Here is a 25,631-nt window from a genome sequence, read left to right on the forward strand (position 1 = left end):
GTCTGTTGCGGCATGAAGGAGCTCTTCGGTGAGCGGCTTGCCCTCGTACGCGCTCAGGTCCATCGGCTTGCCGACCCGCACCTGGAAGGTCTTGCGCGGGAACAGCTTGAGGCGCTTGGAGTAGGGCCACAGGATCGCCTGAGGTCCCCACTGCATCACTGGGATCAGCGGCTTGCCGCTCGCGAGTGCCACGCGTACGGCGCCCGTACGGCCGCTCATCGGCCAGGCTGCCGGATCGCGGGTGATGGTGCCTTCGGGATAGATCGTCACGACCTTGCCGTCGTTGACCGCGGCGACAGCCGCGCGGAGCGACTCAGCCGCGCCCTCGGTGCTTCGGTAGACCGGGATCTGCTCGGCGTTGCGCAGGATGCGACCACCGACCGGCAGCGTCATCAACGTGTCCTTGGCGAGGAACCGGGGCGGCACGTTGTTGTCGAGCATGAACCACGCGATCAGGAACGGGTCGAGGTGCGACACGTGGTTGGGTGCGAGGACGAATCCGCCGTCCGGAAGGTTATCCATACCGCGCCAGTCACGCTTCGTCAAGACCCGAAACAGCGGACGCAGGAAGAATGCGATGACCCGCGTGATGCGCGGGACGACACGTTTCTGCATGAGGGCGAGCCTAACCCCGAGAGCACGCGACTAGGGTGAGGGCATGCAAGGCACCGTGTCGGCGTACGACCCCGAGGCTCGCTCAGGACAGCTCCTGACCGACGAAGGCATGCCGATGGACTTCGGCGCAGCGACACTAGCCGAGCACATACGACACCTACGCGTCGGCCAGCGCGTATTCGTCGAAACCGAGGGCGCCACCATCACCGCCATCAAGATCTGGAACTAGGCGACAAATCGCGAACATGATCAGCCAACGGCGCAGGAAGGCGTGAAGGTTCGCATTGACCATGTCATTGGTTCGTCTAGGTGTTCTCGGCCGTGAGTGCCTGCGAGATCAGGAATGTGTGGTCGCAGTTCGGGCACGTTGCGCGACCAAAAAGGTAGAGCATCCTTGCGGCGACTTCATCCTGGCCGCGATCCTGCGCAAGACCGAATAGTCGTGCCTCGCTCCCTTTCAAGAGTTCCGGTTGGATAGGAGCTAGCGGCGTTGCCTCGGATGGACTTGGACCAAATGCAAGTCGTGCTTTGAAATCCGGATCCCCAAGCGCGGCGTAGAGGTACTCGCTGCAGTTTGGGCACGTCACCTGCACTTCTTCGTCGGCCAGCGACTCGAGGTGGTTCTGCCAGATTTGCACTCCCTCGAACGCCATCAAGAACTGAAGCGCGTAGACAAAATCCCCGAAGTTCTTCGTCAGCCCTAGGCTGCGTTCAGCAAACCCAGTCAGCGTCGCTAGTTCGTCCGCATACGATTCTCGAACGTTGTCAAAGCCTGGCGGCCGGTCGCTGGCACTAATGATTGACGCCGCGAGACCGAGTGCTTCGTCATATCCGACGGCAGAATTCCGACCTGCCATAGCGGCGAGTCGCGGAAGCGCTGCGTAGCTTGCGCTCGAGACGGTTCCCTGATGACAGAGTCGTCCCCACAGTTCTTCCCAGGCAGACTTGTCGCCGTGTTCTGCATCGGCCAGTAGCGACGGCACGGCCTCAGCAGATCCATAGGCGTCCTGAAGATTCGGCCAATCAGCCATGACATGGATTCAAGCAGAACGAACAGGATCAAGTTCGTGCAAACGCTCATTCAAGTCGGGCAAGCCCACAAACTCTCAGTACACCCACTGACGAGCAAGGCCTAGGCCTTCAAGCCGAGCATGTCGCCAAGCGCAGCCACGAAAGTTGAGTACGGCGAATCACCGGATTCATTTGCGATGTCTTCAAACTCGGCCCGTATGGCAGCCTGATCTTCATCGGTCAGCCCGTGTAGAGAGTGAGCAATGGACTCCATCGCGCGCACGGCTGTATCTGGATCAATCTCAGAGTCAGAGGAATGCTCCAGGACCAGCAGCGCGTCAACAATCGCAAGGACGAGTGGGCGCTGATCGGCAATCATTCGAGCAATCTATCGGCGGGGTGGTGGCAGATGCCAAGCCCACAAATCGGCAGTGCACTCTGAAGGGCCTTCGGGGCCATGTCAACAAGAGCCTTGGCTATGCGCCTTCCCGCCTCATTCATCGAGCCCGCCGAATCTGTCGTCGTCCCGTGTTCTACTGACAAGGGCAGGGTGTTACGAGAAAGGAGCCGGAAATGACTGTGTACCTCTTCAGCTCCAGCGGCGAGTGGATCGCATTCAAGACGGACGAATCAGACTCCAACCTGTTCAGTCCATCTTGCGCATGGCTGGGCCATTTCCCCTGGCAGAACGACGATGCAGCTGATGTGAGTGGGCGCTATCTCGGAACGATCGTTGGGGACCGATTCCTGGCGAAGGTATCTTCCCCCAGCTACTTCACTCCGTTCACGCCCTTCACTCCGTTCACGCCGTTCACCCCCTTCACCCCGTTCACACCCTTTGCCACAGCCCTGCCGCAAGGGTTCCAGGATGTACCGCGAGATCGACTCAGGCCGTGAACGCTTCCTGTGTGTCCCTGCCGGAGGTAGCTCCCACAGCGATGGACGTTGAGGCTCGCGAGACTATCTCCAGAACTCGCTGAGCCTCTCGACGATGACCGTGGCTTGTTCGTAGCCGGCTTGGGCTGCGGCTGGACGTAGCGAGAAGTCCATCGCGTTGGCGCCGAACAGGTGCTCGTCGCTGCTGTTCGGGATGACGGTCACGACTCTGCTGCCGCCTGCTCGCAGCCCATCGACCTGTGCCGAGAGTCCTGTTCCCCACTCTGGTGGATGCAGGGTCTGGCCGCCGAGCGGAGACAGCACGAGCACCCGCTCGTACCCGGCCGCCAAGTCAGCGTTCTCGGCGTTGGTTCGGTAGCCGCCGTCGATGTAGAGGTCGTCCCCGATCCGGTACGGCGGACCACCGGCGCAGCTCGCGGCGACGGCGTCGACCAGCTCGACCCCGCTGTCCCGGTCGAACTCGATCGGTTCGGCCGTATGAGCGTCGACCGCGGTGATCCGGATCGTGCGCTCGGGCCACTGCGCATTCGGCAGACGGGCGGCGACGGTCTCGCGCCACTGGGCTGACCACGAGCCATCCGACGCCGCGTCGATCTCGAGAGCTACCTTGCACATCTTGCGACGCCAGTCATCGACGTTCTCGGACGAGGCGATGACTCCCTTGAGTCGCTCGAGGTGGTCAGTCATCGGTCGACCGGGACCAGATCGTTGAGGAACAGGAGCGATGGTCATTTCGTACAGATCAGGTGGGGCTGCGCCTGCGAATTGAGCTGCTGCAGTCGAGCCTGCTGACGTGCCGATCGTGAGGTCAGGCGACGTTACGTCGAGGCCGCCGTCGTACAGGCCGGCGACAATGCCGATCAACCAGGCGTTGCCAGTCGAGCCGCCGCCACCGAGGACGAGGGCGCGTTTGGTTGAAGTGTTCATAGGAAGTGCCTTTCACGTATGTGTGTCAGGCGCTCCCGGCGACGGCTACTTCAGTCGCGCGTCGTGGACTGGAGGGAGCGCCCACTGAGTAGTGCGTTCATGGGTCTCACCTCCTGTCGGACGAATGCTGCAATCAGAGCGTAGCGGGCTTGAACGACGGCCGCGAAGCTTCGTACGCGACGATGTCGTCCTCGTGGCTCAGCGTGATGCCGACGTCATCGAGACCCTCGAGCAGACGCCAACGCGTGTAGTCGTCGATCGTGAACGAGTCCTCGATACGGTCGGGGCCTTCGCCGGCCTTGACCGTACGAGTCTCGAGATCGATGGTGATCGACGCGCCGGGGTTCTCGTCGAGGTAGTCCCACAGACGCTGGACAACCTTGTCGTCGACCTGAGCGGCGAGCAGTCCGGCTTTGCCGGAGTTGCCGCGGAAGATGTCACCGAAGCGCGGCGAGATGACGACCTTGAAGCCGTAGTTCTGCAGCGCCCATACGGCGTGCTCGCGTGACGAGCCCGTGCCGAAGTCCGGGCCGGCAACGAGAACGGTCGCGTTCTTGTAGGCGTCCTGATTGAGCACGAACGACGGATCGTTGCGCCAGGCCGAGAACAATCCCTCTTCGAAGCCGTCGCGCGTGACCTTCTTGAGCCACACCGCGGGGATGATCTGGTCGGTGTCGACGTTGCTGCGACGCAGCGGTGCGCCAACGCCAGTGTGAGACGAGAACTTCTCCATCAGTTGCCTGCCTTTGCGAGCTCAGCCAGGTCGGCGGGACCGGCGAGGTGTCCGAGGATGCCTGTTGCGACGGCGACATCGGGCGAGACGAGGTGCGTACGGCCACCCTTGCCCTGACGTCCCTCGAAGTTGCGGTTGGACGTCGACGCGGCACGTTCGCCGACCGTGAGCTGGTCGGGGTTCATGCCGAGGCACATCGAGCAGCCCGCGCCGCGCCATTCGGCTCCGGCGTCCTTGAAGATGACGTCGAGGCCTTCCTGCTCGGCCTGCAGACGTACGCGTACGGAGCCGGGTACGACGAGGATGCGGGTGTCAGGTGCGACCTTGTGGCCTTCGATCAGCGAGGCAGCGACGCGCAGGTCCTCGATGCGACCGTTGGTGCACGAACCGATGAACACCGTGTCGACCTTGATGTCCTTCATCGGCGTGCCGGCGGTGAGGCCCATGTAGACGAGGGCGTTCTCGGCGGCGATCCGCTCGTTGTCGTCCTCGAACGATGCCGGGTCGGGAACGTTGCCCGACAGCGGTACGCCCTGGCCGGGGTTGGTGCCCCAGGTGACGAACGGCGTGATGGTCGAGGCGTCGATCGTGATCGTCTTGTCGAACTCGGCGTCGTCGTCGGTGACCAGGCTGTCCCAGTGCGCGACAGCGGCATCCCAGTCGGCGCCGGTCGGCGCGCTCGGGCGGCCCTTGAGGTAGTCGTACGTCGTCTGGTCCGGTGCGATGAGCCCGGCCTTGGCGCCCCACTCGATCGACATGTTGCAGATCGTCATGCGGGCTTCCATGGACAGCGCGCGGATCGCGTCGCCGCGGTACTCGACGATGTAGCCTTGGCCGCCGCCGGTGGTCTCCTGCGTGATGAGCGCGAGGATCAGGTCCTTGGCGGTCGAGCCAACAGGCAGGTCGCCGACAACTTCGACGGCCATCATCTTGGGCTTGGCCTGCGAGAGCGACTGGGTGGCGAGCACGTGCTCAACCTCGGACGTACCGATGCCGAACGCAATCGAGCCGAAGGCGCCGTGCGTGGACGTGTGCGAGTCGCCGCACACGATCGTCATACCGGGCTGCGTCAGGCCGAGCTGCGGGCCGACGACGTGCACGATGCCCTGGTCGATGTCACCCATCGGGTGCAGGCGGACACCGAATTCCTTGCAGTTGCGGCGGAGCGTCTCGACCTGGGTGCGCGACACGAGGTCGGCGATCGGCTTGTCGAGGTCGGTCGTCGGGATGTTGTGGTCCTCGGTGGCGAGGGTCAGGTCGGGCCGGCGAACGGTGCGACCGGAAATGCGGAGACCGTCGAATGCCTGAGGGCTGGTCACCTCGTGAATGAGGTGCAGATCGACGTAAAGGAGGTCGGGCTCGCCTTCGTGGCTGCGTACGACGTGCTCATCCCAGATCTTCTCGGCAAGTGTCTTGCCCATGATTCTCCTCGCGATTCAGGCTTGCGTCTCACTATGCGATACGGCAGTATCAAGACATGGACAACTCTAGCGGAGTCGGCGTTCTCGACAAAGCGGCACTTGTCCTGGCTGCATTGGAGCCAGGACCCGCCACACTGGCCGGACTGGTGACCAGCACTGGTCTCGCCCGCCCGACGGCACACCGTCTCGCCGTTGCACTCGAACACCATCGCCTTGTCGCCCGCGACATGCAAGGGCGCTTCATCCTGGGCCCGCGCCTCGGTGAGCTCGCTGCCGCCGCCGGCGAGGACCGTCTCCTCGCTGCCGCCGGCCCCGTGCTCGCACGTCTGCGCGACATCACCGGTGAGTCGGCCCAGCTGTTCCGCCGCCAGGGCGACTTCCGCGTATGTGTTGCCGCCGCCGATCGTCCTACCGGCCTGCGTGACTCGATCCCCGTTGGCGGCCAGCTGACCATGAATGCCGGCTCTGCCGCGCAGATCCTGCTGTCGTGGGAAGACCCTGAGCGCATGAACAAGGGCCTGCTCAAGGCAACGTTCTCGGCCGCCGAGCTGTCGGCCGTACGCCGTCGTGGCTGGGCCCAGAGCGTCGGCGAACGCGAGAATGGCGTCGGCTCGGTGTCAGCACCGGTTCGCTCCCCCTCCGGCAAGGTTGTTGCCGCAGTGTCGGTGTCGGGTCCGCTCGAACGCCTCACGCGTCAGCCCGGCCGTATGCACGCCCCGGCTGTCGTTGCCGCCGCAGAGCGCCTCTCGCAAACCCTCCGCCGCGCCAGCTAGTCGCGCAGTGGTGAGCCGACGACGGCGAAGCTCGATCCACTGTTCTGACCGGACAGCAGCGGCATTGCTTCGGCGATCGTCGCGCGCACAGAGTCGAGCTGCAGCGACGCTCGGTGCGCCTCGGCTGACTCCCAGAGCTCGGAGACGAACACCGAGTCAGGCTCGTCGTCGTTCACGCCGACTTCGTACAGCAGGCAGCCAGCGTCAGCCAGCTCGGAGCTGCGACGCGTCAGTAGGGCGACGACGTCGTCTCTCTTGCCCGGCTTGGTGCCCAAGGTCCCAACGTACGCAAATGTCATCTAGCCAAGGCTAATGACGAGACCGACAGTTTCGACTCACTCGTTGGTTGAGTAGGGCGAGGAACGAGCCCGTATCGAAACCTAGTGACCCGAAAGGCTCGCGCTGGAACTCAGCCCTTCAGGGCAGCGACCAGCTGGTCCTTGCGCATCGAGGAGTAGCCCGACACGCCCTTGGCCTTGGCCAAGGCACGCAACTGCGCGACCGTACGCGGGTCAGCGGTCGAGGCCGGCTTCGCTGCAGGCTTCGCTGCAGGCTTTGTTGCAGGCTTTGTTGCAGGCGTTGCTGCGGGCTTCGGGTCGACGTCCTTGGGGACGAGCTTGACGCCCTTGACGGTCGGAGACTTGACCTTCGGTGCCTTGTCCTTGGCTTTCTTGGCAGCGTCCTTGGCCTTCTTGGCCGCTTTTTCGGCCGACTTCTCGAGCTTGGCGACCTGCGCCTGAAGCTTCTTGATCGTTGCCTTGGCAGCCTTCAGCTCATCTGCGCCGGGCTTGCCAGACTTCTTCGGCTTGCTGGACTTCTTCGCCTGTGATTTCGCCATGGCGGGATCATGCCAGTCGAAGATGAACAGAAGGTGACTCAGAACAAGCCCGGTGTCTCGAGGTCGAGCAGGATCTTCTTGCGGTCCAGTCCCCCGGCATAACCGGTCAGCGATCCATCGGCGCCGATGACGCGGTGGCACGGCACGATGATCGGGATCGGGTTGGCGCCATTGGCTGCGCCCACGGCCCGGGAGATCACCGGCTCGTAGCCGAGCCGCCTGGCGATGTCGCCATAGCTGGCGGTCTCGCCGTACGGGATGCGCTGCAGTTCGCCCCATACCTTCTTCTGGAACTCCGAGCCTTCGCTGGCGAGCGGGAGGTTGAAGTCCTTGAGCTCGCCGTTGAAGTACGCGGCCAGCTGCGCTTCTGCCTCGTCGAGCAGCGGATCGGGCGTGCGCTCCTTGCGGGGCTTGGTCGCGCCGAAGTCGATTGCGGTGATCAGTCCGGCCGACGCGTGAATGCGCAGGCCACCGATTGGTGAGTCCATCCATCGTGTGCTTCCGGGGCCCCCGGAAAAGCGCGAGCGACTCTGGTGATCGCTCGGGTTGGAACTGCTGAGCGAGTGGTTTTCTGGGGTGGAGTTCATGTCTCTGTCCTCTCAGGGTCGGCGCTGTTGCGCCACAGGTGCATTGCGGCGTAGGAACGCCAGGGCATCCATCGTTCGGTTCGGTCTGCGTCGACGCCGTGGCGCTCGAGCATGCGCTTGATGATCAGGTCGGTCTCGAGCATGACGTCGGGATTGGCGAGCGCTCGCATGCTGATGTAGTCGGCGGTCCACGGGCCGATGCCGGGCAGGTTGATGAGCGTCTCGCGTACGAGTTCGCGGTCTGAGCCGGGATCGAGCTCCACCTTGCCGTCGGCGACCGCCTGGGCGACGCCGATCAGCGCCCGGGCTCGTGACCGCGGCATGCTCAGCGACGTGTCGTCGGCTTCGGCCAGCGCCTCCGGTGTGGCGAAGGCGTGGGTGAGTCCATGCGCCGCAGCGAGATCAAAGGAGACCGCGGTGCCGTACGTCTCCGCGAACCGCCCAAGGATCGTACGAGCGCCTGCGACGGAGACCTGCTGGCCGACGATCGCGCGCACGGCAACCTCGAACCCGTCGACCTGGCTCGGCAGCCGGAGACCCGGTGCCGCTGCCACCATCGGCGCGAGCAGCGGATCGGCCGACAGAACCTCGTCGATCGCATGCGGATCAGCGTCGAGGTCGAGCAACCGCCGGCAACGCTGAACCGCAACGGCGGTGTCGCGAAGATCGGCCAGCTCGAGCTCACAGGCGACGTGATCGTCGTGGAGGGTCAGCTGTACGACGCCGAGTCCGTGTGGCAGGCGCAGCACGCGGGCGTACGTACGCCCGTCGATGTGCTCGACGCCAGAGATCGCGCGACCGCCGAGGAACTCGATCAGCCCGTCCGCGTGGAACGGCTGACGTACAGCGAGACGCAGCGTGACCCGACCCGTCGGCGTACCGCGACGCCTCCCCCGCATCTCCGTGGGTGACAGCGCGTATGCGTGGCGTACCGAGTCGTTGAACTGTCGGATCGACGAGAAGCCAGATGCGAACGCGATGTCGGACATCGGCATGTCGGTGGTCTCGATGAGTACGCGTGCGGCGTGCGAGCGGTTGCTGCGAGCGAGGGCGAGCGGCCCGGCGCCCAGCTCCTGGGTCAGCATGCGGGTGACGTGGCGCTGGCTGTAGCCAAGACGACTCGCGAGCCCTTCGACACCTTCGCGCTCGACGACGCCGTCGCCGATCAGCCGCATGGCACGACCGACGGCGTCAGCGCGTACGTTCCACTCCGGCGAACCTGGCGTGGTGTCCGGACGGCAGCGTCGGCAGGCGCGGAAGCCCGCATCCTGGGCTGCAGCCGCGGAGGCGTAGAACAGCACGTTCTGTCGCTTGGGAGTCACCGCCGGGCAGGACGGTCGGCAGTAGATGCCGGTCGTCTTGACGCCTACGAAAAAGACGCCGTCGAACCGCGCATCGCGTGATTCAGCCGCTCGGTAGCAGCGTTCGTGGTCGGTGTGCATACGTCCATCATGACCGCCGCATCAGACACTTACTGGCGGCTTTCAGACATGCACGCGGGCGGCGCCAACTCAGGTGGGATCAGCAATGAAGGCCAAAAAACGCGACCCCAGCTGCGTAGTCGCAGAGTTCCAAAGGCCAGCGCCTGTCATCGTCGTGTGCATGTTTGTCTGAGCCAATCGCGCCGAATCGATATCTCCTGCCAGAAGGTCATACCAATCACGACGACCTGCGAATTCGGGCACTCCCTGCTCAAGAAGAGTCGACCTTCCGCCCATCATCAGGTTCGGTCTAGGGATGCCAGCCGAGTCGAACGCCTTCCCAGGATCATTGAGGAATACCAGGAGCCTTATGTGGGATGGCGTGAACTGTTCAATGAGCCGGATGAATCTCGCTTGCTCGTCGACGTCAGGAGCATCGTCGTCGAGTGAGTGCAAGACGGCGTTGCGCAGCGCTTGCAACTTCTCAGTCTGATGAGTGGCCTGCGCGGCTCGTGTCGCGTTGATTACCGCGTCGACGAACGCTTCGTTCTCTGCCAAGTCTTCGAACGAGATACCTTGCCCCGCTTGAAGCTCGTCCACGGCTGAAGCGAGGTCCTCCATCCACTCGGCAGTCCGCCTGTTGAAGCGCCAGTCGACCGCAGTGACGAATGAGGCTGCCAGCGGGCTTCCAGCAATTGGGATCGCCCCGAGCGCGCCTTCAACTACTGCCTGAACTACTTCGCGTCCGGCGGACTTCTTAGGGGGTTGGCGCATGGCTCAAAGTGTGACCGCCAGCACTGACAGTTCGCCGGGCGGCGCGCCCATCTCCAGATCAGGCCGCCTGGAAGGCTCCGATGATGGTGCCCATGATGCCGAGGCCGATGATCACGTAGCCCGCGTTGATGAGCCAGAACCTAACCGACTTCATCTCGTAGACGTAGTTCTGCGCGAGGATCGCCGCGCCGACACCGGCACCCACACCGAGGCCGACCTTGAGGCCGTACTCGACGCTCGACTCGCTGATCAGCTTCGCCAGCGTTGTTGCGATGACGAGCGACACGAGGATCGAGTAGACGAACATCATGGGGTTGGGGCTCGCGCCCGCAGCCTCTTCTTCGGAGATTCCGACTTCGGCTCGCCACTGCTTGCCGAACAGGAATGTGTACCAAGCACCGCCGAGGAAGAAGAAGGCGAGCGCAGCAACGATGATGCCAACAATCGAAATGTTGTCCATGCCCTGAAAGTACGCCCGCGGGACCCTTCGAACGGGGATTTCAGAAGCGAAGGAGGGCAGCGCGCCGCGCTGCCCTCCTTCGTTCGTGTCTGTTCGCTACGAGGCGTTGACGTCCTCGAGTGCGTCCTCAAGCGAGTCGAGCGCTCCACCCGACGGCGCATTCTCCACACCGCTCCAGTCGGGCGACGGCAGAACCTGTTCGGTCGATTCACCCTGCTGAACGGCGCGGATCGCGGCAACGATCTCGTCCAGGTTGTTCGGAACGGGACGATCACATGCCTCGAGCTCCGAGCCGAGCTTCAACGTCAGGCGCGCCTTGCCCGCGGCGACAGCGTCGGCGGTCGTACCACTCTCGACCGTGCTGTCTGCGAGGTCGGAGACATCGCCACATACGTGGTAGACCTCGCCGCCGCCGGCGTAGTAGACCTTGTCCTCGCCGAGTAGCTGGATCACGGCCTGCTTGTCAGCGGTGTACTTCTCGACCGAGGCCGGGTTGAAGTCGATGCCCAGGGCCACGGCGGCCAGAGCCACCACGATGCCGACAGCGCCGGCGATGCCCTTCTGCGTCTTGCCCATGTCCTTGTTCAGGAAGATCAGGATGATGATCGGCAGGAACGCGATGATCGGGATGAACGCGCCGAGCTGGTTCTGGATGAAGAACTTGACCTTCTGCTGCTCGGAGGCCGGGTCGAGCTCGTTGGCCTTCTTCCAAAGCATCGAGCCAATGATCACCAGGATCGCGTCGAGGACGAGGAGTCCGATCAGCAGCGCGAAAGCCCACGTCGGGAAGGCGTTGTCAGTGGTCAAAACACCCTTGGCGTCTACGGTCGCCTTCTCTTCGAGGATCGACTTGTTGAGCAGCAATCCGAAGATCGCACCGATCTCAACCGCAATACCGAGTCCCCACAACAGGAATGCAAGCAGGCGGTTCTTCTTGGCCTTAGCCTCCGACTCTGCGGAAGCCTTCCAAGCGCCTGTGTCGGCACCCTTGTCCGAGCTGGTCATGAATTCTCCTAGAGATCGAGGGATCGACGAGAACGAAATGCTATCCCCACCAGCAATCGGCCGTTCCACCGCCATTTTGCGTTCCCGCACGAGTCCGAGGCGAGATGTGCGCGGTTTGCGATATCGAACATCGGGCCCTCACGTGCTGGCGTGCACGTCCGCTGGTGCACGAGGTGCCTCAGCAGAACACCTGCCGCCACTCGGGACGTGAGCGATAATTGTTCCTGTGGCCCGAAATCTTCACCCCGCCCGAGGCCAGCACACTGTCACCAGACGAGTGCTCAAAGGTTTCGCTGCCAGCGATGGACGCCTAGCAGTCTTTGACAGCGCTCACCGCCAGCGAAAGCTTCGTAGTCCCGGCGCGGGGATCTTCACGACGAATTTCGACTCGTGGGACTCTCAAGGAGCCGAAGAACGATGGAACCTATTCGAAGTGAAGTTTCCGGCCACCCTCGCCCGCGTCGAAGATCGCACAGCAAGTAGCGACGCAGCGACCATCGGTGTTCTAAAGGACATGCTTGCCCTGCATTGGCTTCGAAGCAGGGCGATGGTCGAAGCCCGCAACCAAGCCGTCGAACGCTCCTTCGAGAGATACCGAAAGTTAGCTCCCGATGCGCGTCCTGACCATCTGGCAGCGGCGCTACAGCAGGAGACCGGCCTCATAGCTACCTCGCGGTCAGCACTCGAATGGACAGTCGACCGGATTATCAAAGACGTTCGAACAAACGAGCTTGCGAAATGGCACAGCCAGCAAAACTCCGAATACTTCCAGACAGCCCGTAGCCGTTTCGAACAGCTTGAACTGCATCTCCACTACACGTCTGCACGCGACTTGGCGATCGGAGACTCCCCAGTCATAACCATCATCGAAGGAAGATTTGGCGCCGGCCCTCACCAGAACGTCGGAATCATGAAGGCCGACCACGTCGCGATGCCAATTTCTCCTGGAGCCCTAGTCACGCTGGGGGCTAGACCACCCAACGCTCACCTCAGCGATGCCGAAGTCGACCTTTATAACGACCTTCAGTGGTCGACCTTTGATACTTGGATCGCCGCACGTCCTGGCGGCACGGCTGACCACCGCCTCAAACTTGAGGCCAGCCAAACTAGCTGATTGGGCAGGGTCTCGTCGGGAACGGGGTTTCGCTCATATACACCGTCCTATCCATGGGTGAAGATGCCCGTGTGACGCCACAATCGAGCAAAGTCCAGGAAGCGCTGCGGCGCGGCCGGTTCGCGGTACAAGAACACACTGACCTTGCGCACGCTGCCGGCACCACTTGGCGCGAGGAGACTGTGACGGAGCAACTGCTTCTTGCTTGCCAACCAGAGGTAAGTTTCGCTGACTTTCACCGCGAGCAGGAGGCTGAACTTGGCGCGGATTGGCTCTGGTGGTGGATATCTCCAGACGGCACGAGCTACGGAGCACTCGTCCAAGCCAAGAAGCTCACGTTCACGGCTATCGGCACACCCAAGGTGGTTTACCGCCACGGCACTCAGTACGCCGACCTACTCCGCACCTCGGAGGAGTTGGAGGTGCCTGCGATTTATGCCGTCTACTTCGGCGGACTCGAGTATCGCCGTGGTTGGCCGTGCGAGGTCTTTCCACCCGGCTGCGACCCCTGCATGAGCAAGACTGTCACGATTCTCCCGGCGCTCATTTACTCTCAGTCTCCGGGCCCGGTTCATGCTGCCGAGTTGGCACTCGAACTTGGCACGCCGCTCGAAGAATTGGCGGGAATTGGCGAGTTTTGGCGCTCTCCGCTCCCCGCCTTAGACCTCGACGGAGAGCTTCGTGAATTCCTCGACGAGCCTCAGCTCGGGGCCCGAGAGATCGCTCAACTCGTCATGTCGGCAGTCGCCAAACTCCGCGGAGCGCAGTTCGAGCAGGCTATTTCCACGACCGACCGCCGATCCGGCAGTTCCATCACCGCCGACCGCGTATTTGTGGACCTTCCGCAGGACCGACTCCACAGTGGGGACACCTACTTTGAGCACGTCCTACGCGGTTTGAGGCGTACACCGCCCGGCTATGTCCTCGACCTTGAGAATGGCAACGATCCGCCAGACTGGCTGGTCCAACGGGTCGGCGGCGTAGGGATCATCCGACTGTGAGTTCACAAAGGTCCGAGCGCTACATCGACAAACGCGACTCTGAGCCTTCTCCCTCGATACTGTGATTCGATGCGGATTGCGAGGCTACGAATGCAGCGTTTCCGCGGGTTCGAGAGCGAGACATTCGTCTTCGACGGGCCCGTGGTGCTCGCTGGAGAGCCGCGGGCCGGTCGGTCCGACATAGTTGAGGGACTTCGTCGAGTACTGGACCCACGCAGCACTTCGGCGCGGATAAATCCACTCGACATCCACAGGCCAGGGCCCGCCGCAGGTACGACTGAACTGACAGAAGTGGAAGTCAGCCTCCTTGACCTTGGGCCTCAGCTTTCAGTGCTGCTCGATGCGTATCTCGAGCCGCTCGATGCCGCGACGGGAAGTCCCAGCACGGGTGGCAATCCTTCGACAGCTGAGCTCGGCGTTCGATTGTGCTACCGCGCACAGTACGACGCGGACAGCGACAGCGGCGATCACTGGGTCGACGCTCCAGCGCAGAGCGATCCTTCGGTGGAACATTGGGTGCGCTGGCGTCGCGTAGAGCGTGAAGCCTTGCCCGTTCGATTTCTTGACAACGCACCGCCACTCCAAGTCCGCGCCGAGGGCGCCCTTCGGCGTCTACTCACTGACACTGACCCAGACGCGCTTGACCTAGCCCTAGAAAATATGGGGGGCGACATCACAGCGGCAACGGAGGCCTTCGGTACGACGGCCATTGTCACCGGAGGAATTGACTCGATCCTCGACTCAGGCATGGCCCGTCTCATCGGGCTCTCTGATCCCTCCGAGGTCGGGTTTGCGCCAGAAGACGGGACCCTGGCGTCCCTCCTTCGAACTCTTCAACCCACGTTGACGCTCGACGCCGCGGGGCGCCTGCCACTCACCTCGCAAGGTTCCACAGCGGGCCGGGTACTACAGATCGCCGAGGCGATTGCTGAAGCGAATCGGAACAGCGACGGTCTCGTAGTGATTGCCGACGATTTTGGAGAAGGTCTCGATGCGGCCGCCGCGGAGCACGCTGCCCTGATGGTTCGTAAGTCCGCTTCACAGGCGATACTCACTACTCGCCGATCAGAAGTGATCGCCGGATTTGCGGTAGATCATCTCGTCCGCCTCACTCGGAGTCATGGCACCCGACAGCATCATCGACTACCGGCGCCCAACAAGGCTGCGCGGTTCACTCGAACTCTGGCACTGGATGCGTTCACCGCAGCGATCACGGCCCGGACGCTCGTACTTACCGAAGGCCCGTTCGATGTTGAGGGCTACTTAACCCTTGCCCGACGACTCGCGCAGCAGAAAGGCTCCGACTACAGCCTTTCGGCGAACTCCATGCGGCTCGTTAGCCCGCCTGGATCTGATGGAGGAATCAGCCGTCTCCCGGCAATGGCTGAGCTCGCAAAAGAACTTGGGTTCCATGTCCGGGCAATTGTCGACGATGACGGCCCAACCAGTAGCACGAACGCTGAACTGGCAAAGCTGTTGACGGTCGCCGACGCAGTAGTTGTGCTCCCGCATAAAACTGCGATTGAGGGAGCTCTTGTGAGCGGACTGTCTAGGAAAAAGCTACGTGAGGCCGTGGACACTCTCGTCACAGCTGGTGAATGGGTCAATAGCCCTCCGCCCGCGAACGACGATGAGCTTGAGAAGTTTCTCGTCGCCAACGGCGCTATCAAGGATCAACGACTTCATGCAAGCTGGGCGAGAGCTGTGACGAAGGCTCCGCCAATCGCCACCGAGGCGATCCGGCTCGCATGCACTGAAGATTCTGGCCGGCTGGACGTTGTCATTTGACCTTTGAGCCCCGATGCGACGAGCAACGCGCTGTGGTGGAAAGCGTCGCCCCGTTGACCGTTGTTCTCGGTGGTGCGGGCACAGGGAAGACTGCCTGTGCCCTGGGCGCTGCCGAAGCTCATCTTGAGCGGGAATCGGCAACAAGGTTCGAGCGAGTTCTCGTTCTATCGTTTTCACGCGCAGCAGTGGTCAACATCGACAATCGCTCGCGTGGAGATTTCAGCTCACGGGTAGACATCATGACCTTCCACGGGCTTGCCTATTCCCTCATCCGTCGCTTCGGCTGGGCTGTCGGGCTCGGCCGCCCGAATCTCATCAGCGCCCCGCGCCAGCTTCTCGGCAGCCCGCCCGGGAGCATCACTTACGACCAACTCCTTCCCGCGGCGCTGCGGATCATCCGCGAAGTCCCGGCCGTCAGGGAGTACCTGAGTGTCCGCTGGAAACTCGTCATAGTCGATGAGTTCCAGGACACCGACGACAGTCAAGCCGCTCTTGTCGAGGAAATCTCAGTCGGGGCGCGGCGAATCCTGCTCGGCGACCGTGATCAATGCATCTACACGTTTCGCGCGGGCGACGGAGTCCGCCTCTCGAGGATTACCGATGCTTGCCGAGAAGCGGGCCCAGTCAATACCGTCGCACTTCCCGACATTTCTCATCGAGACCGGACTCAGGTGATCCCCGCAGTTGCTCGCGACATTCTGCACCGCGACTTCAACTCGGACGCAATCAAGATCGCCTTGAACTCTGGTCGCCTGTCACTCGCCGCTCCCGTAACGCTCGACAACGAGGTCGTAGCAGTCTCCGAAATCATTCGTGACCTGCGTGGGCAAGACCTCGGAGTAGCAGTGTTCACGCACCACAACGACATGCTGGCCAATTTGTCGGACGGATTAGTGAAGGAGGGAATCGATCACGAAATTGCAGGCTTGAGCGAGGCATTCGCTTGTGCGATCGACGCTCAACTCTCCTTGCTGCAGTTCTCACAAGGAGTTCGCGCATGGGATGAGGCTCTCGAAGCATTAGCCGTGTTCATCACTAGTGCTCAGCGAGGGAGGCAAGTTCCACCCTTGGCACACCAAGTACGTCAGGGGGGAAACGGTGCGGTAGGCGAGCGCCTGGCGACACTACGCGGGCGGCTTAGCGGGTCGTGCCTGATTGACTCCATCGATGTCATAGCCGACGTCCACCTCGACCTGCTTCTTCCCAACAAGACCTCAGCGTGGTCCGACGCCGCTTCGGCTGTCGCTACGGCCCATGCGCGCCTGACGCGAGGTGGCAGTCGTGCACCGAGTGACGCAGTGGTCGCAGTTTCGCTCGAGCGCGCTGCCCAAGAGTTGGCGTCCTCTGCGCTAACGGAGTCAAGAGTTGCCCCGCACACAGTTCAGCTCATGAACCTCTATCAAACGAAAGGTCGCGAGGCGGACGCCACTGTGGTCGTGCTTCGTGAGGGGGACTGGCTCGGCGATGAGGGTGAACCTTGGTCAGACACAAGCAGACTGCTCTACGTCGTCTTCTCAAGGGCGCGCGAGAAAATAGTGATCGTCCCGGTAGGCGACAACTTGCACCCGGCCGTCGCGCCATTGGGCGATCTCGTCGCTTGAGTCAGTGCGCTCGACCGCGTGCACTACATATCCCGGCAAAGTCCTTGACGAAAGATTCGGATGCTCAACGCAGCGAGCGGGACGTTCGTGTCCTCAACTCGTTAAGACGTAGGTGCGCCTAAGAACCCTTGTCACCGGTGCCCTTGTGGCGGGCATGTTTGCCGCTCCCAGTACCGCGGCTGCTGCTCCCAACCCGTGTGCGCCGTGGACCGTCAAGGTGCTCGCAAGCGGGCTCGGAAGCCTCGAGAACGTCGAGCCTGACGGCGCGAAAGGTCTCTTCATCAGCACGACGTCCGGTGTTGCCCGCTACACGCGATCGGGGGGCGCAAAGCTCTTCGCGGCGGCGAAGAGCCCCGGCGGTCTGCGGGTTCGCGGCAACTACTTGTACTTCAACACCGGCAACTCGCTTCAGTCAGGATTGCTCGGTACCGCAGACGGCACGATCCAGAAGCTGGACCTGAGGGACGGCAAGCGGACGACCTTCGCGACAGGCTTGGTCATGCCGAATGGCCTGGCGTTCTTGCCGGACGGCAGTGCCGTCACGAGCCGGGATCTTGGCATCTTGAACCCCACGGGGATCACGCGCGTTTCACCCAAGGGTGTCGTGCAGCCGAAATGGTCGAACCAGTCCGACAGCAACGGCATGGCCGTCGACCCAACTGGGAGGTGGCTCTACACCGACGAGACATTCACCCTCGGCGCCAAGGTCTACCGCACGGAGATCGCCCACCCGTCGAACCGACAGGTCGTGGCGTCGCTCCAGGGCCTCGGAATCTTCAAGGGCTTGGACGACCTTACGATCGCAACCTCAGGCAAGCTCTATATCGCAGCCAACCTCGCCGGCGAGGTGATTCGCCTCGACCCTCTTACCAAGCAGTCGTGCGTCATTGCGAGCGGTATCTCGAACGCGAGCGCCGTGAAGCAGGGCCGAGGCACGACATTCCCGTCGGGTCGCCTCTACACCACGGGCTTCGACGGCCGACTGCTCGAGCTCACCCCACCCGCTGGCGTCTCACCGTAACTGACCGACGGGCGCTCCTCAGTTCGGATTTGAATCAGAGTCCTCTGGGTTATGAGCCCAACGAGCTAGCGGGCAGCTGCGCCATGAGTGCGGAGAAAGCGCTATCGGGCAAGCCAGATGAGCCGAGAGGCAGCGACGATGCGCGGGCTGGTCATCGTTCTACTGCGATTTTCGACGCACTGCAGCCGCGTTTCGGCATAGCCTCCAGCCATGACCGAGAACGATTTTCCTCGACCTGACGACGAGACATTCGAGCCCGACGACCGCGTCGAATCAGCCGGCGTCTCCGAAGATTCAGAAGCAACGAACGTATGTCGAGTCGCGGCGCTGTCGATGTTGCTGAACGACCCTGGCGGCAATGGCATACAACTCTCAGGACCGCTTGGCCAGCTTGGATTCTCTGATCTGGCCGTTGAGGCATTGGGCCTGTACTCAGAGAGCCAATTCGACCTCTACGACTGGTCCGCAGGGTCAAGATCACAAGCCACTGCGAGCGAGTACCGAATGGATCAGTGGGCCTCGCTGAACGAAAGCGCCGATCCAGGCAGCGCTGGTCGGTTCTTGACGACCGTGCTGGGAAGCCCTCTGGAACGCGAATCTGCCGCTGCGGCAGCAGTGCTCGTTCGCTTCCTCCCCGACGAGCCTCAATATCTCGGGGACATATGGCCCGACCCTCGGGCCTACTGGGACATTTGGCCCGGCATGTCGCAACTCCTCGAAGAGTATCCCTGGCTGCTGGCGCCGCCCTTCTTCACCGGCGCGCTCGAACCCGACGCGGTGGACGACTCGCCGAGCGCTGAGTGGAACGGCGAGCGTTGGAGCGCGGCATACGAGGAGATCCCAGCGCGGCTTCGAGGGCGCCGTGGCCGGACGTATTTCCTGTGGCTGCTGGTCGTGGCGCGTCTTCGTTTGGCGCTCCGATCACCAGACCCGGTCACGCGATCATTCGCGTTCGCTGCTCACTTGGGCCAAACACCTGACGATATCGAACTCACCCCCGAAGTCGCGAGCACCTCTACTCCCCCAGGTTCGCTGGTCGTTTCCACCATGGTTCATGGGACGTTCGGGTGGAAGGGCGATTGGTGGCGCCCGATAGGCGGCTTTCACAAGCACATACTTAACTGCCATCGGGCGAACCTCTACAACCGGGGCGCGAGATTCAGCTGGAGCGGCGCGTACTCCGCCAACCAGAGGCGCATCGCGGCGATCGATCTTAACGATTGGGCAACCGAAGTCGCCCCCAATGGCCTACAAACAGTGTTTGCCCACAGTTACGGCGGAGAGGTCGCAGCACTCGCCGCCCTTAGCGGTAACCATCCACGAGCTCGTGCTGCTCAGCTGTCCCGGCACAGGATTTGTCAATCAAGCGGTTGCCCTTGGCATGCCAGTCATCGACGTCCGGTTACCGTTCGACCCGGTCTTAGCAATCGCGGGGACACCCCAGTGGCTATGGCCAGCGAAGAATGTCGTCCCGATCGAACTCAATTGGAGTCTCGACCACAGCGCCACACACAACGAATGGGTCTGGATCGACCAAGATGTTGCAGGTCGAGCCGGCTGGTGACCATTCGCGCAAGATCTGACCGGGAACTCCCAGGATGATCAATGGCTGGAACGGGCGAGGTCAGGTGCAGGATCCGGTCGCTTCACCGCTCTCTGGACGGGGCTATTGTCGGCGTGCGCCCGTAATCTGCATTGCATGATTCAAACGACTCGATACGCCTACGACGGCCAAGAACTAAAGCCCGGGATCGCGGTCCGACACCAGACGAACAACGGGTCTCTTACGTTCGACTTCTTCGTTGTTCTTGACTCTGATAGTCCCGACGCATGGCATGGCGAGGTCCGTCTGCGCGGGCGAACGCTCATTCGGACCAACTCGTTCGCGAATGAAGCGATGGCAGGAAAAGCTGCTGAGGACGCGATTCTAGAACGACTCGTCGGCATCCTTGCCGACCAGATCGAGGACTGAATGAATCGATCGACCTGACGACGTCGCCCCTTCGAATCTCTGGGCTATGAGCCCAGAGAGGGCCAGCGCGCACTCACACCAGAATCTTCCGTTTCAGTCCGTCCACGCAAGTATTGCCAGACCCACTCTTCTTCGTCACTAGACTTTCCGCATGGCCCCAGACCCAGCGCTCATTCGGTTGAGTCTCACGATCGAAGAAGGGACGGCGTGGCCTCGACCGCTCTGCCCACACTGTCTGGCCGGTCACCTCCGCTTCGCAATCCCGATCGAGGTAGAGCACGGACAGTCGAAGCGAGCACACGCTCATCCAGCCTGGGACCCTGATTGGATCCATGGCGTCTTCACTGCATCAGCCCTGTGCGAGAACCCGGATTGTGAGCAACCGGCAGTGGCCACCGGCGAATACAGCGTCGATTGGAGCAAGAAGCGAGAGCACGACGAGTCCCTCGGTCCGCCCTACTCGACGTATTACCAAGTCAGGCAGATTCATCCGCCCCTCGTTCTGATGCGGCTTCCAGAGTCAACGCCGTCGCCGGTCCAGGAGGGCGTGATCCGCGCATCTGCCGTCCTGCTGACCGACCCCGGACTTGCGGCTACCGCCCTTCGACTCGTGGTTGAACAATTCCTTAGCAGCGAGGGTGTCCCCTCGACCCGCACCGGCGGCAGCTTCATCGGTGCCGACGAACGAATCAAGACGTGGAAGAAATCTGGCACCGGGCGAGATCGTGTTGCCGGTCTGCTTCTCGCAGTGAAATGGATAGGAAACGCCGGCACCCATAGCCTGTCAAAGCTGACAATCAAGGAAGTCCTCGAAGGAGTCGAGATACTCGACGAGGCTTTCCATGCCTTGTTCGTTGGCCCTGACATAGATGCTCGCGCCAAGGCTGTCAACGATGCCCGCGGGCCCGCGGCGGCGCCTTAAGAGACGGCCGCCGGTCAGAAGACGCGACTAAGGTCAGGGCATGCTTCGCCGAATCGATCTCAAGCAGCCCTGGCGGTCCTTAAGTAAGGGCTTCTGGCCGGATGATTTGCCTCTGGGGTGCCGCACCGTGGTCTATGGCCACAACGGGAGCGGTAAATCCACCCTCGCTGAGCTCTTGATGTCGCTAGCGGACGGCGAGAGTGCCGCTGAGATCGTGTGGGAAGGAGACGACAGAATTCGCACGACCGTGCGCCCTGGCGGCTCCAGCCCGTCGCCATTCATGGCGGTTTTCACCCGGAAGTGGGTTGAAGCCAACCTCTCCGACTTCCTCGACGGCGACAACGCGTCGGCGATCGTGACTCTTGGCAAAGCGGCGATCGATGCCAAGGAAGAAGAAACGAGACTGGAACAAGAGATTGAACGCCTCCGGACGGAGGTGAATGAGGCCGAGAAGCAGCGCAAGGCGGCGGATCAGAAGGTAGAGAAGTTGGCACGCGAGATCCAAGACCGGATCATCTCAGAGCTCAAGGAATTCGATTACAACCACTACACAAAGAACCGGTACTCGGTCGTGAAGGTCGGGGAAGATCTACGCAAGTACAAGGGTGATTTCCCCGACGCCAACGCACATGCAGAAGCATTAAAGCGTCTGGGCGAGGTAACGCTCGCACCGATCTCTGAGATTGCTCCGCCGCCTGCTGGTGTGGGGGTACAGCTGGCCGGGCTCACTTCGCTCCTTGGGGATACCCCAACCCGTGTCGCCCTTGAAGCACTCGATGACAATCCACCAGCGCAAACTTGGGTGGAGGAAGGGCTCGGGTTGCATGAAGAACTCACTCACTGTCTGTTCTGCGCCGGACCTGTCACGGACGAGCGCCGTCGCCAACTCACTCTTCATTTCGATGAGAGTTGGCTGCAGATCCGAAGTCGAGCGAAGCAACTTCTCACCGCGGTCACGCATGAGAAGGCGACCATTGCCGCTTGGCACAAGTCACTGCCGGCGGCAAGCCTTCTGGCCAGCGATCTCCAGCCGGTGTATGAAGAGTCCGTCGCAAAGGCCAAGGCAGAGACGGAGAATCGTGTCTTAGCCCTCGAAGCAGTCGAGCACGCCTTGGACGCCAAGGCTCACGATCCGAGCGCAACACCGGAGGTGCCGAACTGGTCGGCACTGGCGAATGCACCATCGGTCACCGTGCTCGCGACGGCCATACGTGAGCACAATGACCAGGCTCGCCGTCATGACGAGGTCACCACCGAACGGAAGCAGACCGTTTTCGATCACCTGGTGGGCTCCAGGAGTCAAGTATTCCGTGAACTAGAGGCACAGGCGAAGGACGCCTCAACAAGGAGCGAGACGAGTCGCAGAGCCGCAGGACTGGCTGAACGCCGACTCGAGGAGGTTCGGCAGGAGCAATTCACCACCAACGAGATGGCCGAGAAGTTGACCCTCGATCTCGCACGGGTCTACGGCAAGAATCACCTCAGTGTCGCGGTTACATCAGACGGGAAGTCCTATGCCTGCCGTCGAGGGGATGAGGCGGGCACCGATCTCAGCGACGGCGAGCGGACCACTTTGTCCCTCCTCTACTTCCTTCGCAAACTGGAGGATGAACAGGTACCCGGTGGCGACCCTTCCCAACGGATCGTCGTAATCGATGACCCCTCAAGTTCTCTAGACCGGGAGGCGCTGTTCGCTACCCACCAGTGGCTCATCGACACGTTGAAGGGATTCGGACAATTCGTGATCCTTACCCACGACTTCGGCCTGCTCCGGCTATTCATCAAGTCCCAGAAGAGCGCGTGGGGTAGTTCGTTAAAACGAATCCGTGAAGGAGCTGCCGACGAGATCCGGTTCCCGAAGGTCACGTTCCTGGAGATGTTCGCGGCTTCGGTCGACGGCGAGCGAGGATCAAGAATCGGGAAACTCCCGCTGCTGCTTCTCAACAGCACCTCGGAGTATGCCTATCTATTTTCCATGGTCATGGCTGGAGTTGCTGACTCTGAGGATCACGAGCGACTCTTCCTGCTGCCGAACGCGGCCCGACGGGTATTGGAAGTCTTCGCCAGTTACAAGGCACCCCATCGGACCGACTTCTTGCAGCAATTGGAAGTCCTCGTCGCAACTAAGGAAGGCGAGCCCTTCCGCGATGTGTACGACTTCTGTAACAGGTACTCCCACGGTGAGGGGAGCGAAAGCATCGATGTACTCGATGCTCGCGCCGTTCACGGGCAAATTCGGAGGTGCATGGAACTTCTGCGCGCGGTGGACGGGGAACACTTCGATCGGATGTGTACAGCAACCAAAATCGACAAGACCCATCCGCTATTGGCTTAGTTGCGGACGTCGAGGACATTCGCGCCACAACTTTTGTGCATCTACTGATCGGCAACCTGGCCGGTCCCCATGTGCAAAACGCCAATTGTGAGCGTTGGCAGACCGATCCTGCTTGTCAGGTTGGCGATTTGTTCGCGGGCGTAGGGATGCAGAGCGAATAGACCTGTCGACCGGCTGTAGGCCTCAACTTCTTCTGTCGCCGGCCGCCGATCATCCTCGACCAGGTCGAGCGTGAAAAGTCCGGCTACTGTGACTTCGACTGTTGCCAGGTCCGTAAAGTCCTCCGGTGCTGGTTCCTCGTCGTCTCCGAGTTCCCTTGTCAATTGCTTGATCTGCAGGGCGTACTCTGCCTCGATCACGAACGACAGATCCTCGGAGTCGGACTCGTCGTAGGCTGTCGAGACGGACGGCTGCAGCTCATAGGACAGGCCAAAATTCTCGACCGGATCCTTGAGTGTCGCTGCAAGCTTGTGCGCTCGAACATCTCTGATCTGCGCTCGCCCTGCTACGTACCCACCCTTGAGTCGAAGTTGATCGATCTCGGGTTCGGTCATGCTGTCGCCGAATGGAGCGAAGACTGGCGCCGACTCTCCAGTGAAACGACATCGGCCGTCTTCCCCGAGTACGACGGGGAAGACGACCAACTTCCGGAGCGGTCAAGGCCATCGACCGAATGCCAGATCTTCACTCGGCAGTCGACCGCGCGGGCGTACCGCTGAATAGTCGACAAACGAGGGTCGCTGCCCTCATTCTCGAAACCGGAAACGGTCGGCTGCTTGACGCCCATTCGCTCGGCAACTTCTCTCTGCGAGAGCCCGCGAGCATGCCTGCAATCAACAAGTGCGTCGACCAGCGCGAAACGGTCTCTCACATCCTGTCGGGCAGCCACGTGCTCAGCATCCAAATTAAGCATGCGATCCGACTCAGTAGCAATGGCATCGAAGTCGATCACGATCGGCGTCTCCAACGTGCTCATGGCTTCACTCTCTCTCTACTCCCCTGTTCTGGGGGATCTTTGCAACCTTCGCTAATCGCGATGGGTGCACATAGGGTATAACCGATACTACTCACGCGCTTACGTTATGAACAACTCAGGACTTGGTGTTTCGGACCACTCAGGATGACGGCTTGGCCCACTTCTTGCTGAGGTCAAGCCAGCGCTTCTTGCGCGTGAGAGCGAGCGTCTTGTCGGTCTTCTCGTCCTTCTTGTGAAAGACGGTCAGGGCGACAAGGAAGCCGCCCCATGTCATGTACAGAAGTCGATACGGGTTGTTGCTCTGCGCGTTCTTGAGCTCGTAAATTCCATCACCGATGTGCTTAACAGCGCCTGATCGTGCAGTCCCCTTGGCCGCGCGTTCCTTGAGCTCGAGATACGTCTCCTGAATCGCCACCGGAAGTTTCGCAAACTCCTTGTCAAACGACGACCGTCCGTCCGGAAAGTTGTGCTTGAAGGAAAGCCAGCCACGGTAGGACGGTTCATCGGCTGACTTCGGTTCGTCTGGGCGCGCGCGCGAAGGCGGCTTTCGCTTATCGTCGTTGCGACCCATATCGAAGGCTCATAACTACATAGATGTACTTACCGGAATTCCAAGGTAGCGCCTCTTCCTGACGCCGACCCGGGGTCAGGAGGAGAAGGCAGACAAAGGGAGCCGGAGCCCCAGGCGATTGGGACTCCGGCCTCTATCAGGTCAACCGCGACCCGACTTGTTCTTCGTGGGATCCACGTTCTCCCACTTCGTGCCAGGCTTGGGGCCCGGAGGGAGACGATGGCCCTTGGGCACGGTCACCTCATTGCCACCGCCCTTGGGTCGGTACTGACCCGAGGTCGGCGCAGGGGTGCCCGGAGTGAGGGGCTTCTTCGCCACGCTTATCAAGCCTCCTTCCCGGACTGGAACCCAGACCGGGAAGGCCCTGGCGAATCGCCCGCCAAGTGCATAACCTGTAAAGTCTCAATCGCTTACCACAGCAGAGAAGACCCTGGTCCGGACTTAGACACCGTCACCGGGGTCTTTTTCACGTCCACCGCCATCGTACATCACCCGGTATAGGTTTTAACCAATACCCGCTGTTCGCAAGGCCTTTCCGCACACAGAAATTGTACTGACCTGCGACGATGCGCTTACATATCGTTCGATCACACGTTCGGAACGTGCGCGTGTCGCAGCATCGTTGCCCTGCACCCGCAGCAGTCGTCACCAGTTCGGACCACTCTCAGTCCCGCGCGATATCTGTGGGGTCGTCGCCTCCGATCCCCGCCGCGCGGTAGCGCTACCCTGCTGCAATGACCGACGCAACGGCATTCGACCTCGTCGTCCGGGGCAGCATCGCATTGGCTGTTGGCGCCATCGCCCAGGCCCTCCAGTCGCGGCCGCAATCTCAAGACGGATCTTGGCACTAACATCCGAGCTTGACTCC

At 61.7% G+C, this 25,631-nt stretch carries 29 protein-coding genes; 12 read left to right on the forward strand and 17 right to left on the reverse strand.

Annotation, left to right across the window (positions count from 1 at the left end; translation table 11 throughout):
* On the reverse strand, window positions 1–615 hold a 615-nt coding region (locus tag V6M39_RS07805; RefSeq protein ID WP_332643248.1), incomplete at its 3' end, for a lysophospholipid acyltransferase family protein.
* A gap of 43 nt (window positions 616–658) precedes the next feature.
* Here V6M39_RS07805 and V6M39_RS07810 point away from each other — a divergent pair.
* Window positions 659–844 (forward strand): hypothetical protein, encoded by a 186-nt coding sequence (locus V6M39_RS07810; RefSeq protein WP_332643250.1) that lies wholly within the window; start codon window positions 659–661, stop codon window positions 842–844.
* 76 nt (window positions 845–920) lie between these two features.
* Here V6M39_RS07810 and V6M39_RS07815 read toward each other — a convergent pair whose 3' ends face one another.
* On the reverse strand, window positions 921–1,646 hold the full coding sequence (locus V6M39_RS07815; RefSeq protein WP_332643251.1) for a hypothetical protein: 726 nt from the start codon (window positions 1,644–1,646) through the stop codon (window positions 921–923).
* Window positions 1,647–1,747: 101 nt separating this feature from the next.
* Window positions 1,748–2,005: a hypothetical protein gene (locus tag V6M39_RS07820; RefSeq protein ID WP_332643253.1), complete on the reverse strand. Its 258-nt coding sequence runs from the start codon at window positions 2,003–2,005 to the stop codon at window positions 1,748–1,750.
* 194 nt (window positions 2,006–2,199) lie between these two features.
* On the opposite strand from V6M39_RS07820, the gene V6M39_RS07825 reads away from it, so the two are divergent.
* The gene (locus V6M39_RS07825; protein ID WP_332643255.1) at window positions 2,200–2,523 is read left to right on the forward strand and encodes a hypothetical protein; all 324 of its coding nucleotides are present in this window, start codon (window positions 2,200–2,202) and stop codon (window positions 2,521–2,523) included.
* Window positions 2,524–2,586: 63 nt separating this feature from the next.
* On the opposite strand, the gene V6M39_RS07830 is transcribed toward V6M39_RS07825, so the two are convergent.
* The 3 genes from V6M39_RS07830 to leuC form a co-directional block, all read right to left on the reverse strand.
* Window positions 2,587–3,450, reverse strand: a complete 864-nt coding sequence (locus tag V6M39_RS07830) for a patatin-like phospholipase family protein (RefSeq protein WP_332643256.1) — start codon at window positions 3,448–3,450, stop codon at window positions 2,587–2,589.
* 133 nt (window positions 3,451–3,583) lie between these two features.
* Window positions 3,584–4,183, reverse strand: coding sequence for a 3-isopropylmalate dehydratase small subunit (gene leuD, locus V6M39_RS07835; RefSeq protein WP_332643257.1), 600 nt, complete (start codon window positions 4,181–4,183; stop codon window positions 3,584–3,586).
* Window positions 4,183–5,604, reverse strand: coding sequence for a 3-isopropylmalate dehydratase large subunit (leuC, locus tag V6M39_RS07840; RefSeq protein WP_332643259.1), 1,422 nt, complete (start codon window positions 5,602–5,604; stop codon window positions 4,183–4,185). Before leuC ends, leuD begins: the two co-directional genes overlap by 1 nt.
* 56 nt (window positions 5,605–5,660) lie before the next feature.
* On the opposite strand from leuC, the gene V6M39_RS07845 reads away from it, so the two are divergent.
* The gene (locus tag V6M39_RS07845; RefSeq protein ID WP_332643260.1) at window positions 5,661–6,377 is read left to right on the forward strand and encodes an IclR family transcriptional regulator; all 717 of its coding nucleotides are present in this window, start codon (window positions 5,661–5,663) and stop codon (window positions 6,375–6,377) included.
* On the opposite strand, the gene V6M39_RS07850 is transcribed toward V6M39_RS07845, so the two are convergent.
* The 7 genes from V6M39_RS07850 to V6M39_RS07880 form a co-directional block, all read right to left on the reverse strand.
* Window positions 6,374–6,676, reverse strand: coding sequence for a putative quinol monooxygenase (locus V6M39_RS07850; protein WP_332643261.1), 303 nt, complete (start codon window positions 6,674–6,676; stop codon window positions 6,374–6,376). The genes V6M39_RS07845 and V6M39_RS07850 overlap by 4 nt on opposite strands.
* A gap of 110 nt (window positions 6,677–6,786) precedes the next feature.
* Entirely contained in the window at window positions 6,787–7,215 is a 429-nt protein-coding gene (locus V6M39_RS07855; RefSeq protein ID WP_332643262.1) for a Rho termination factor N-terminal domain-containing protein, read from the reverse strand.
* 38 nt (window positions 7,216–7,253) lie between these two features.
* Window positions 7,254–7,703 (reverse strand): methylated-DNA--[protein]-cysteine S-methyltransferase, encoded by a 450-nt coding sequence (locus tag V6M39_RS07860; RefSeq protein ID WP_332643263.1) that lies wholly within the window; start codon window positions 7,701–7,703, stop codon window positions 7,254–7,256.
* Window positions 7,704–7,798: 95 nt separating this feature from the next.
* Window positions 7,799–9,244, reverse strand: a complete 1,446-nt coding sequence (locus V6M39_RS07865) for an AlkA N-terminal domain-containing protein (protein ID WP_332643264.1) — start codon at window positions 9,242–9,244, stop codon at window positions 7,799–7,801.
* Window positions 9,245–9,313: 69 nt separating this feature from the next.
* Window positions 9,314–9,997, reverse strand: a complete 684-nt coding sequence (locus tag V6M39_RS07870) for a hypothetical protein (RefSeq protein WP_332643266.1) — start codon at window positions 9,995–9,997, stop codon at window positions 9,314–9,316.
* Between the two features lie 58 nt (window positions 9,998–10,055).
* A complete protein-coding gene (locus tag V6M39_RS07875) occupies window positions 10,056–10,457 on the reverse strand; it encodes a DUF1761 domain-containing protein (protein WP_332643267.1) in 402 nt (133 codons plus the stop codon).
* A gap of 96 nt (window positions 10,458–10,553) precedes the next feature.
* Complete coding sequence (locus V6M39_RS07880; protein ID WP_332643268.1) at window positions 10,554–11,462, reverse strand: hypothetical protein; 909 nt, start codon at window positions 11,460–11,462, stop codon at window positions 10,554–10,556.
* Between the two features lie 226 nt (window positions 11,463–11,688).
* Here V6M39_RS07880 and V6M39_RS07885 point away from each other — a divergent pair, with 226 nt between their 5' ends.
* From V6M39_RS07885 to V6M39_RS07925, 9 genes are all read left to right on the forward strand, one after another.
* Window positions 11,689–12,576 carry a DUF4238 domain-containing protein gene (locus V6M39_RS07885; RefSeq protein ID WP_332643270.1) on the forward strand — a complete coding sequence of 296 codons (888 nt, stop codon included), beginning with the start codon at window positions 11,689–11,691 and terminating at the stop codon, window positions 12,574–12,576.
* 71 nt (window positions 12,577–12,647) lie between these two features.
* On the forward strand, window positions 12,648–13,577 hold the full coding sequence (locus V6M39_RS07890) for a hypothetical protein (protein ID WP_332643272.1): 930 nt from the start codon (window positions 12,648–12,650) through the stop codon (window positions 13,575–13,577).
* Window positions 13,578–13,646: 69 nt separating this feature from the next.
* A complete protein-coding gene (locus tag V6M39_RS07895) occupies window positions 13,647–15,365 on the forward strand; it encodes a hypothetical protein (RefSeq protein WP_332643273.1) in 1,719 nt (572 codons plus the stop codon).
* Window positions 15,362–16,966, forward strand: a complete 1,605-nt coding sequence (locus tag V6M39_RS07900; protein WP_332643274.1) for a UvrD-helicase domain-containing protein — start codon at window positions 15,362–15,364, stop codon at window positions 16,964–16,966. Before V6M39_RS07895 ends, V6M39_RS07900 begins: the two co-directional genes overlap by 4 nt.
* A gap of 154 nt (window positions 16,967–17,120) precedes the next feature.
* Complete coding sequence (locus V6M39_RS07905) at window positions 17,121–17,987, forward strand: SMP-30/gluconolactonase/LRE family protein (RefSeq protein ID WP_332643275.1); 867 nt, start codon at window positions 17,121–17,123, stop codon at window positions 17,985–17,987.
* A 210-nt stretch (window positions 17,988–18,197) separates the two neighbouring features.
* Complete coding sequence (locus V6M39_RS07910) at window positions 18,198–19,589, forward strand: alpha/beta hydrolase (RefSeq protein WP_332643276.1); 1,392 nt, start codon at window positions 18,198–18,200, stop codon at window positions 19,587–19,589.
* Window positions 19,590–19,686: 97 nt separating this feature from the next.
* Window positions 19,687–19,959 carry a hypothetical protein gene (locus V6M39_RS07915; protein ID WP_332643277.1) on the forward strand — a complete coding sequence of 91 codons (273 nt, stop codon included), beginning with the start codon at window positions 19,687–19,689 and terminating at the stop codon, window positions 19,957–19,959.
* A 151-nt stretch (window positions 19,960–20,110) separates the two neighbouring features.
* Entirely contained in the window at window positions 20,111–20,881 is a 771-nt protein-coding gene (locus V6M39_RS07920) for a DUF4145 domain-containing protein (protein WP_332643278.1), read from the forward strand.
* Window positions 20,882–20,921: 40 nt separating this feature from the next.
* Window positions 20,922–23,216, forward strand: coding sequence for an AAA family ATPase (locus tag V6M39_RS07925; RefSeq protein ID WP_332643279.1), 2,295 nt, complete (start codon window positions 20,922–20,924; stop codon window positions 23,214–23,216).
* A gap of 41 nt (window positions 23,217–23,257) precedes the next feature.
* On the opposite strand, the gene V6M39_RS07930 is transcribed toward V6M39_RS07925, so the two are convergent.
* From V6M39_RS07930 to V6M39_RS07945, 4 genes are all read right to left on the reverse strand, one after another.
* A complete protein-coding gene (locus V6M39_RS07930; RefSeq protein ID WP_332643280.1) occupies window positions 23,258–23,770 on the reverse strand; it encodes a hypothetical protein in 513 nt (170 codons plus the stop codon).
* On the reverse strand, window positions 23,767–24,192 hold the full coding sequence (locus tag V6M39_RS07935) for a helix-turn-helix domain-containing protein (protein WP_332643281.1): 426 nt from the start codon (window positions 24,190–24,192) through the stop codon (window positions 23,767–23,769). The genes V6M39_RS07930 and V6M39_RS07935 overlap by 4 nt, the downstream gene beginning before the upstream one ends.
* Before the next feature lie 139 nt (window positions 24,193–24,331).
* The gene (locus V6M39_RS07940) at window positions 24,332–24,763 is read right to left on the reverse strand and encodes a type II toxin-antitoxin system RelE/ParE family toxin (protein WP_332643282.1); all 432 of its coding nucleotides are present in this window, start codon (window positions 24,761–24,763) and stop codon (window positions 24,332–24,334) included.
* A gap of 141 nt (window positions 24,764–24,904) precedes the next feature.
* Window positions 24,905–25,081, reverse strand: a complete 177-nt coding sequence (locus tag V6M39_RS07945; protein ID WP_332643283.1) for a hypothetical protein — start codon at window positions 25,079–25,081, stop codon at window positions 24,905–24,907.
* Window positions 25,082–25,631 lie beyond the last annotated feature (550 nt).

The sequence above is a fragment of the Aeromicrobium sp. genome (assembly GCF_036675695.1).
Taxonomy (GTDB): domain Bacteria; phylum Actinomycetota; class Actinomycetes; order Propionibacteriales; family Nocardioidaceae; genus Aeromicrobium.

Excerpts from the sequence above, each read along its gene's own strand:
- V6M39_RS07920 (WP_332643278.1), top strand. The coding sequence starts at position 20,111 with ATGGCCCCAGACCCAGCGCTCATTCGGTTGAGTCTCACGATCGAAGAA.
- V6M39_RS07855 (WP_332643262.1), bottom strand. The coding sequence starts at position 7,215 with ATGGCGAAATCACAGGCGAAGAAGTCCAGCAAGCCGAAGAAGTCTGGC.
- V6M39_RS07810 (WP_332643250.1), top strand. The coding sequence starts at position 659 with ATGCAAGGCACCGTGTCGGCGTACGACCCCGAGGCTCGCTCAGGACAG.
- V6M39_RS07930 (WP_332643280.1), bottom strand. The coding sequence starts at position 23,770 with ATGACCGAACCCGAGATCGATCAACTTCGACTCAAGGGTGGGTACGTA.
- V6M39_RS07860 (WP_332643263.1), bottom strand. The coding sequence starts at position 7,703 with ATGGACTCACCAATCGGTGGCCTGCGCATTCACGCGTCGGCCGGACTG.
- V6M39_RS07880 (WP_332643268.1), bottom strand. The coding sequence starts at position 11,462 with ATGACCAGCTCGGACAAGGGTGCCGACACAGGCGCTTGGAAGGCTTCC.
- leuD (WP_332643257.1), bottom strand. The coding sequence starts at position 4,183 with ATGGAGAAGTTCTCGTCTCACACTGGCGTTGGCGCACCGCTGCGTCGC.
- V6M39_RS07905 (WP_332643275.1), top strand. The coding sequence starts at position 17,121 with ATGTTTGCCGCTCCCAGTACCGCGGCTGCTGCTCCCAACCCGTGTGCG.
- V6M39_RS07915 (WP_332643277.1), top strand. The coding sequence starts at position 19,687 with ATGATTCAAACGACTCGATACGCCTACGACGGCCAAGAACTAAAGCCC.
- V6M39_RS07940 (WP_332643282.1), bottom strand. The coding sequence starts at position 24,763 with ATGGGTCGCAACGACGATAAGCGAAAGCCGCCTTCGCGCGCGCGCCCA.
- V6M39_RS07865 (WP_332643264.1), bottom strand. The coding sequence starts at position 9,244 with ATGCACACCGACCACGAACGCTGCTACCGAGCGGCTGAATCACGCGAT.
- V6M39_RS07935 (WP_332643281.1), bottom strand. The coding sequence starts at position 24,192 with ATGAGCACGTTGGAGACGCCGATCGTGATCGACTTCGATGCCATTGCT.
- leuC (WP_332643259.1), bottom strand. The coding sequence starts at position 5,604 with ATGGGCAAGACACTTGCCGAGAAGATCTGGGATGAGCACGTCGTACGC.
- V6M39_RS07850 (WP_332643261.1), bottom strand. The coding sequence starts at position 6,676 with ATGACATTTGCGTACGTTGGGACCTTGGGCACCAAGCCGGGCAAGAGA.
- V6M39_RS07845 (WP_332643260.1), top strand. The coding sequence starts at position 5,661 with ATGGACAACTCTAGCGGAGTCGGCGTTCTCGACAAAGCGGCACTTGTC.
- V6M39_RS07910 (WP_332643276.1), top strand. The coding sequence starts at position 18,198 with ATGACCGAGAACGATTTTCCTCGACCTGACGACGAGACATTCGAGCCC.
- V6M39_RS07815 (WP_332643251.1), bottom strand. The coding sequence starts at position 1,646 with ATGGCTGATTGGCCGAATCTTCAGGACGCCTATGGATCTGCTGAGGCC.
- V6M39_RS07830 (WP_332643256.1), bottom strand. The coding sequence starts at position 3,450 with ATGAACACTTCAACCAAACGCGCCCTCGTCCTCGGTGGCGGCGGCTCG.
- V6M39_RS07870 (WP_332643266.1), bottom strand. The coding sequence starts at position 9,997 with ATGCGCCAACCCCCTAAGAAGTCCGCCGGACGCGAAGTAGTTCAGGCA.
- V6M39_RS07925 (WP_332643279.1), top strand. The coding sequence starts at position 20,922 with ATGCTTCGCCGAATCGATCTCAAGCAGCCCTGGCGGTCCTTAAGTAAG.
- V6M39_RS07825 (WP_332643255.1), top strand. The coding sequence starts at position 2,200 with ATGACTGTGTACCTCTTCAGCTCCAGCGGCGAGTGGATCGCATTCAAG.
- V6M39_RS07875 (WP_332643267.1), bottom strand. The coding sequence starts at position 10,457 with ATGGACAACATTTCGATTGTTGGCATCATCGTTGCTGCGCTCGCCTTC.
- V6M39_RS07820 (WP_332643253.1), bottom strand. The coding sequence starts at position 2,005 with ATGATTGCCGATCAGCGCCCACTCGTCCTTGCGATTGTTGACGCGCTG.
- V6M39_RS07895 (WP_332643273.1), top strand. The coding sequence starts at position 13,647 with ATGCGGATTGCGAGGCTACGAATGCAGCGTTTCCGCGGGTTCGAGAGC.